Annotated in this window: 7 protein-coding genes; 5 read left to right on the forward strand and 2 right to left on the reverse strand. The window is 62.5% G+C overall.

What is annotated here, in order from left to right; genetic code table 11:
* Window positions 1-272 precede the first annotated feature (272 nt).
* Both H5U38_12725 and H5U38_12730 read right to left on the reverse strand, forming a co-directional pair.
* The gene (locus H5U38_12725) at window positions 273-1,091 is read right to left on the reverse strand and encodes a rhomboid family intramembrane serine protease (GenBank protein MBC7187890.1); all 819 of its coding nucleotides are present in this window, start codon (window positions 1,089-1,091) and stop codon (window positions 273-275) included.
* A gap of 23 nt (window positions 1,092-1,114) precedes the next feature.
* Window positions 1,115-1,384 (reverse strand): hypothetical protein, encoded by a 270-nt coding sequence (locus tag H5U38_12730; GenBank protein ID MBC7187891.1) that lies wholly within the window; start codon window positions 1,382-1,384, stop codon window positions 1,115-1,117.
* Window positions 1,385-1,592: 208 nt separating this feature from the next.
* On the opposite strand from H5U38_12730, the gene rpsU reads away from it, so the two are divergent.
* The 5 genes from rpsU to H5U38_12755 form a co-directional block, all read left to right on the forward strand.
* Window positions 1,593-1,790 (forward strand): 30S ribosomal protein S21, encoded by a 198-nt coding sequence (gene rpsU / locus H5U38_12735; GenBank protein MBC7187892.1) that lies wholly within the window; start codon window positions 1,593-1,595, stop codon window positions 1,788-1,790.
* A 142-nt stretch (window positions 1,791-1,932) separates the two neighbouring features.
* Window positions 1,933-2,376 carry a GatB/YqeY domain-containing protein gene (locus H5U38_12740; GenBank protein MBC7187893.1) on the forward strand — a complete coding sequence of 148 codons (444 nt, stop codon included), beginning with the start codon at window positions 1,933-1,935 and terminating at the stop codon, window positions 2,374-2,376.
* Window positions 2,377-2,479: 103 nt separating this feature from the next.
* Window positions 2,480-3,133: a CvpA family protein gene (locus H5U38_12745; GenBank protein MBC7187894.1), complete on the forward strand. Its 654-nt coding sequence runs from the start codon at window positions 2,480-2,482 to the stop codon at window positions 3,131-3,133.
* A 15-nt stretch (window positions 3,134-3,148) separates the two neighbouring features.
* Window positions 3,149-5,536 (forward strand): endonuclease MutS2, encoded by a 2,388-nt coding sequence (locus H5U38_12750; protein MBC7187895.1) that lies wholly within the window; start codon window positions 3,149-3,151, stop codon window positions 5,534-5,536.
* Window positions 5,533-5,688, forward strand: a 156-nt coding sequence (locus H5U38_12755) for a hypothetical protein (GenBank protein ID MBC7187896.1), incomplete at its 3' end; no start/stop codon positions are given. The genes H5U38_12750 and H5U38_12755, both read left to right, overlap by 4 nt.

The raw sequence follows: 5,688 nt of genomic DNA on the forward strand, positions 1-5,688 counted from the left end.
GCACGGACGGCTCCGAGCCCCCCGCCTCTCGCCCCTCCATGCGCCGACGATGCTTGCGCAAGGCCTGCGCCGTTCACCGACAGCATCGAGAGCAGGTCCCCTGCGTGTGCCCCCCTCCTTCGGCGAGTGGCGGGGCTTCGGCACACCGGTGCACCCCTGCATTCCACTTGCGGAACTTGGCGAGTTCCCAGCGTAGGACCCCGAAAACAGAAACGGCAAGAGAGCGTCTGCGAGCCGCGCGGGAGATGGCCCACTCCTCTCCCGCGCACACCTCAGGCAAGGAGGGCGAGGACAAAGCAGAGCAAGGTCAGCACCACGGTGGCGGCCGCTGCAAGTTGCAGCCCTAACGAACCACGCCGCGCGCCATAGCCGAGGAGCTGGGCAAGGAAAAACCCACTGGCAAAGCCCACCAGATGGGCCACATTGTTCACCCCAGGCATCATGAAGCCCATGGCCAGCAACACTACTGCCCAGAGCAAGAGCTGGCGGGACAAGAGCGACCCCATGAGTCCCCCGTGCATGCGGCCGTAACTGATCAGCGCGCCCATGAGCCCAAAGATGGCCCCCGAAGCACCGATGGTGAAGCCCACCCCCAAGAGTCCAGAGAGAAGCATGCCGGCGGCGCCGGAGAGTGTAAAGATCAGCAACAAGCGGGGCGTGCCGAAAAGTTCCTCGACAGCGGGTCCTAACTGCCGGATCCACAGCACATTGAAAAGCAGATGCAAGAGGTTGCCATGCAGATAGATGGCAGTGATGAGCGTCCACCACTTCCCTGCAAAGAGCGCCGCCGCGCCGGTCATGCCCAGTCGCGCCAAACTCCACATGCTCGGCGCCAGCAGGCCAGTCACGCCGTGCGGCTGCGCCACCGCCCGCAGATCAAGAAGCAGGCTCACCACGTAGAGCACCACGCACAGCGCAATGAGCACCGGCACTGCGCGCACCCCTCTGCCTGCCAGTCGACGCACCACCGAGGTGATTCCCCGCCGCCCGGGCCGCCTATAGCCGCAGTGAATACAGACCTCGGCCTCGGCGCTCACCAGCTTGCCACATGCCGGGCAGAGGATTGCATGTTTTTCGCCCTGTTTGGCCACTTTCCTCCTGGCGTTCCGTGCTGTCAGTTGCGGGAAAAGGGAGGCAGTTGCGCCACCACCACTTGCCGGTCGCCCTTGCTGCCCGCGCTCAGGCAGTACGTCTGCTCAGGCGCGAAGAACCATCGGCAGATCCCCCAGCGATTCTGCGCCTTCCGCACCCATTGGACCCGGGCCGCGGGCCTCAAGCGGAAAATGGCCAGGCGGGAAAGCTCAAAGCCATAAACGAGCCGAGAAAGCAGCCACCCAGTCACGGCAGCCGTGGCTCGCAGTCTGGCAGCACGCTCGCAGTGCAAGTTATCGACCTCCAGTTCCCTTGTACGGGTCTTCAGCCTGCCGCCAATATAGGAAATCCTTGCGAAGAATGCAAGACAAAACGCACTCCCACGGCAGGAAAGGAACAACCTGTTGTAAAACCGGAAAATTGCCTTGCATTTGAAGGCGAATTTCCCTATATTACGGGCAAACAGAAGAGCCTACAACAGAAAGGAGGTTGGGCGCTGCATGCCGAAAGTGCGAGTCCGCGAGGGCGAGAGTTTTGAGAAAGCCCTGAAGAGATTCACCAAGGCTTGCGAGAAGGCTGGGCTGATGGCAGATATCAAGAAGCACCAGCACTTCGAGAAGCCAAGCGAGAGGCGCAAGCGCAAACTCAACGCGGCCAAGCGCAAACAGCGTAAGCTGATGCTCATGGAAAACCGCTGAAACGAAGGCTCACCTCGCCTTGCCGCTGCATTGAGCGGCGCCAAGGCGGGGTCCTTTTTTTCCGCGCTTTTCGCCTGGAGGCCGGCGGCCGGCGATTGACTCGGGGGGACAGCATCAAGAAGCGACATTGAGGAGCATCTCGTTGAGCCTGCAGCAGAAACTCCTTGAAGACATGAAGGCGGCACTCAAGGCTGGGCAGAAAGAGCGCCTGGCAGCCATCCGCCTCTTGCGCGCGCAACTGAAAGACGCCGAGATAGCCAAGGGGGGTGAGCTATCGCCGGACGAGGAACTCCAGGTCCTCACCAGCGCTGTGAAGAAGCGGAAGGAATCAATTGAGGCCTTTGCCTCGGCGGGGAGAAACGACCTCCTGCAACGCGAAGAAGAGCAGTTGGCGGTGATTCAGTCGTACATGCCCAAGCAGCTCTCGCCGGAAGAGATCGACCAGGAGCTGGCGGCCGTCATTTCCCAGGTGGGAGCTACGGGCATGAAAGACTTGGGCAGGGTCATGGCGGAAGCCATGCGACGGTTACGGGGCCGCGCCGACGGCAAGCTGGTTCAGGAGCTGGCACGGCGCCGGTTGAGTTAGCCACACCCGCGGCGGGCATGGAGAGTGAACAGACGGAGCTCTGGCGGCGTCGTGGTTCACTCTTCTGTTTCTGGGCGCGTCGGAGGGGAGGAGGTGGGAAGTCATGAATTACTTTGACATCACCATCCTGACCATCATTTTGATCTTCATCTTCGTGGGCTGGCGCAGAGGCCTCTTGGCAGAGGTGGTGGGATTGATCGGCATCGCCGCGGCACTGGTGGTGGCTGTACGCTTCGGCCCCGACGCCGGTCGTGTCTTTGCCAGACGGTTCCACATGCCCGAGCTCCTCGCCGTTTTTGGTGGCTTCGCCTTAGTCTTTGGCGGGGTGTGGATGTTCTTCCACCTCTTCAAGAGCGCTTTGGAAAAAGTCCTCTCCCCCATGGCCATCAAATGGTTAGACAAGCTCGGTGGGCTCCTCTTGGGCGTGGTGGAGGGAGTGGTGGTCGCCAGCATTCTGATCTTCCTCTTTTCGCTCACTCCCTTGGCGCCTGCGGTGGAAGAAGACATCCAACGCTCGCAACTCTATCACCCCACAGAACGCGTGGCCCCGGCACTCTTCGACGCTGCCCGCCGCATGCTTCCCTTGGAGAAGACCTTCGGCCAGCTCAAGGGCACCATGGTGGAAAGAATCGAGCGCACAGGCGCTACTAAGGTCGTCGAGCAGGTCAAGCCGCAGTTCCCGTCAGCACCTGCGCCGGTAAAGAAACGCCCGACGCGTTCCACAAGCTCTGGGGGTGGCGAGCGCGGACGCCCCTGACCCTTCTTGTGGCATATGCTCCCCGACAAAGTCCGCACTCTACTGGAGTATGACAAGGTCCTCAATCACCTCGGCGCACTAAGCACTTGCGAGTTAGGGCGCGAGCGCATCCAAGGCTTGCGCCCATTTGCTACCCGCGACCAGGCGCAGCGTGCTCTGAGCCTGGTGAGCGAAGTGCGCGACCTCATCGAAACCGACGCGAGTCTTCCCCTGGCAGGGCTCCAGGATATCCGCGGGCAACTGCGCAAGGCCGCTGTGGCCGGCAGCATGTTGAGCGTCGAAGAGTGCGTGCGCGTGCTGAGGACCTTGGAGGTCATCAGGCGCCTCTGCGACTTCCGCAAGGCTCGTGTTGGCCGCTACCCGCTGCTGGGCGAGCTGCTCGCTGGACTGGCAGACTACCGCCAGATTGAAACAGAGCTCCTACGCTGCATCGATCCCCAGACAGGCTACATTCGCGATGCGGCCAGCCCTGAGCTGGCCCGCCTCAGGCGGGAAATCGTCCGCCAGCAGGAACGGGCGCGGCAGCTCCTCGAGCAGGTGATGCGGCGCGTCGCTGCCCAAGGGGCGTTGCAGGAACAAGGCAGCACCTTGCGCGACGGCCGCCTCGTGCTGGTGGTCCGAGAGGAGCTGCGCAGCAAGGTGAAAGGGTTCGTCCACGGACGTTCCGCCAGCGGCGCCAGCCTGTTCATCGAGCCGATCGAAACGTTCGAAGTAAACAACCTGGTGCGCGAGCTCCGCCTGCAAGAAGCAGAGGAGGAAGAAAAGATCCTGCGCCGCCTCACCACGCTGGTGGGGAGCCGCGCCGAAGATCTCCTGCGCGACATGGATACCTTGGCCGAGTTGGACTTTGTCAACGCGAAGGCGCTGTTCTCGCAAAGGTTGCAGGCGAACCAGCCGGCGCTCAACGAGCACGGCCTGGTGCGCATCCAGCAGGGAAGGCACCCCCTTCTTGTCCTGAAGCAGGGGCACCAAGAGGTCGTTCCCCTGGACCTGACCCTTGGCGAGCAGTTTACCACGTTGGTCATTAGTGGGCCCAATGCCGGTGGCAAGACCGTGGCGCTCAAGACTGACGGCCTGCTCACGCACATGGCGCAAAGCGGACTCCACGTCCCGGCGAGCCCAGACTCGGACTTTGCCCTGTTTTCGTCCTTTTTTGCCGACATCGGAGACGAGCAGTCCATCGAGCAGGACTTGTCAACCTTTTCCTCTCATGTGGCCAATATCCGGGCAATAATTGAAGAGGCTGGCCCGTCGAGCCTGGTGCTCATCGACGAAATCGGTGCCGGCACAGATCCAGAGGAGGGGGTAGCGCTGGCAATGAGCGTCCTCGAGCTGCTCACCAGGCGAGGCTGCCGAACGGTGGTCACTACCCACCACGGCGCCTTGAAGGCGTTTGCGTTCCGCACGCCTGGGGTGGCAAACGGGTCCATGGAATTCGATCCTGAGACGTTGCGCCCCACCTATCGCTTCCGTGCCGGGATACCGGGCTCCAGCTATGCCTTCCAGATCGCCCATCGCCTGGGGTTGCCCGCCGAGGTACTCGAGCGCGCCAGAGAACTGGTGGGGCCGCAGAAGAACACCGTAGAAGGCCTGATTGCCGAGCTGGAAGAGAAATTGCTGCGTTACCGGAGGCTGCTGGCAGAGGTCGAGGCGAAGGACCGGGAATTGACCGCTTTGCTGAGCGATTACCGCCAGCGCAGTGCCGAACTTGCCCGCCAGACGCGCGCGCTCCAAAAAGAGGCAGCCGAGCGAGCCGAACAAGTGCTCCGGCGCGCCAATGCCGCGGTCGAGCAGGCCATTCGGGAGATTCGCGAGCAGCAGGCCTCTCGGGAGGCAATTCACGCGGCCAAGCACATCATCGCCGAGCAGCGGGCGCAAGTGGAAGAGTTGGCCAAGCAGGCGGCCGAGCCCCTCCCGGAGCCCCCTTCCCCCGTCGAAACTGCACCGGGTCCCATTCGCAAGGGCGACACGGTGCTCTGGAATCGGTACGGGACGACGGGCGTGGTGGCTTCAGAAGCAGATGACAGCGGAAAAGTGCTGCTGCGTGCCGGCAGTGTGTCCACCTGGGTCCACCTCGACGAGCTCACCAAAGTTACCGGCAAGCCAGGACGAAGGAAAGGAGGCGTGACCTACCAGGTGACCAGTCCCGCCACCGTCGGCGATGAGATTGACCTGCGCGGGCTGAGTAGCGAGGAGGCGATAGACCAGTTGAGCAAGTTCCTGGACAGCGCGGCTCTCACCGGCCTGCACAGCGTGAGAGTGATCCATGGCAAAGGCACCGGCACGCTGCGCAAGAACGTCGGCGAGTACCTGCGCAGCCACCCGCTCATCAAAGAGACGCGGCTGGGGGCCTGGAACGAAGGTGGCAGCGGCGTGACCATCGCAGAACTGAGGACGGAATGATGACAAGCAAGCTCTCCGACCTGGCACACGCAGCGGCAGAGGTGGCAAGCATCGGTGCCACCACGCTCAAACGCTATTTCGGCCAGGCCACCATCGCCCAGGCAACTGCTAAACGTCCCTTTGACTTCGTCTCGGCCGCCGACCGGGCTTCC

Source organism: Calditrichota bacterium, from assembly GCA_014359355.1.
Taxonomy (GTDB): domain Bacteria; phylum Zhuqueibacterota; class Zhuqueibacteria; order JANLFK01; family Oleimicrobiaceae; genus Oleimicrobium.